At 59.0% G+C, this 1,080-nt stretch carries 2 protein-coding genes; one reads left to right on the top strand and one right to left on the bottom strand.

Annotation, left to right across the window (positions count from 1 at the left end; genetic code table 11):
• The coding region (locus tag ACK4TH_RS12095) for a hypothetical protein (protein ID WP_409626801.1) at positions 1 to 223 on the top strand (223 nt) is incomplete at its 5' end.
• Positions 224 to 562: 339 nt separating this feature from the next.
• On the opposite strand, the gene ACK4TH_RS12090 is transcribed toward ACK4TH_RS12095, so the two are convergent.
• Positions 563 to 1,080, bottom strand: a 518-nt coding sequence (locus ACK4TH_RS12090; RefSeq protein WP_409626799.1) for a hypothetical protein, incomplete at its 5' end; no start/stop codon positions are given.

Here is a 1,080-nt window from a genome sequence, read left to right as displayed (position 1 = left end):
TGGCTACAATCGGGACAACAGCCGGGTCGTCGTAGGTGGAGTTGTAGCTCCCTCTCTCACCCCGGATGGCTACAATACCTGGCCGTGCGGCTGCTGTCGGATGTCGGTTGTAGCTCCCTCTCTCACCCCGGATGGCTACAATAGCACGCACAAGATCTACGAGTCGCTGCAGGTTGTAGCTCCCTCTCTCACCCCGGATGGCTACAATGCCAGTGCGTCGTGATCTGATGCACGTACAGTTGTAGCTCCCTCTCTCACCCCGGATGGCTACAATACCACAGACGCCAGCAGCCGCACGCCCAACGTTGTAGCTCCCTCTCTCACCCCGGATGGCTACAATTTCGCCCCGTCGAGCTAGGCCGTGGCCAAGGTTGTAGCTCCCTCTCTCACCCCGGATGGCTACAATGTGGCTTTTGCGATCAGCCGTTCGCGGTTCGTTGTAGCTCCCTCTCTCACCCCGGATGGCTACAATTCGCAGTAGTAACTACAAGTATGAAGGCTCGTTGTAGCTCCCTCTCTCACCCCGGATGGCTACAATTCAGGCCATCAAGCTACCTACCCCTTAGCCGTTGTAGCTCCCTCTCTCACCCCGGATGGCTACAATGCGGGCAGCGAAACCTACCTGCCCGGTGAGGTTGTAGCTCCCTCTCTCACCCCGGATGGCTACAATCTGCATCCACTGCGGCGCGCACATCGAGGAGTTGTAGCTCCCTCTCTCACCCCGGATGGCTACAATGGCGCGGCTGCTGATTGTCTCGTCTTCGCTGTTGTAGCTCCCTCTCTCACCCCGGATGGCTACAATCGGCGACGTGGCATCCCCGGCCAGAATCCCGTTGTAGCTCCCTCTCTCACCCCGGATGGCTACAATGATATCGCCCCAAGGCAGCTTACGCCGGGCGTTGTAGCTCCCTCTCTCACCCCGGATGGCTACAATCAGATTGCGTTGGCGCACGGCGCTGACCGAGTTGTAGCTCCCTCTCTCACCCCGGATGGCTACAATCCTGAGAGAGGTCAGGCAGGTAGGTCGGTGGTTGTAGCTCCCTCTCTCACCCCGGATGGCTACAATACCCGTTACGTAAC

It is taken from the genome of Tepidimonas sp. (genome assembly GCF_046292505.1).
Taxonomy (GTDB): Bacteria; Pseudomonadota; Gammaproteobacteria; order Burkholderiales; family Burkholderiaceae_C; genus Tepidimonas.
The sequence above is the reverse complement of the archived record's forward strand: the minus strand, read 5'-3'. Positions and strand labels throughout refer to the sequence as shown.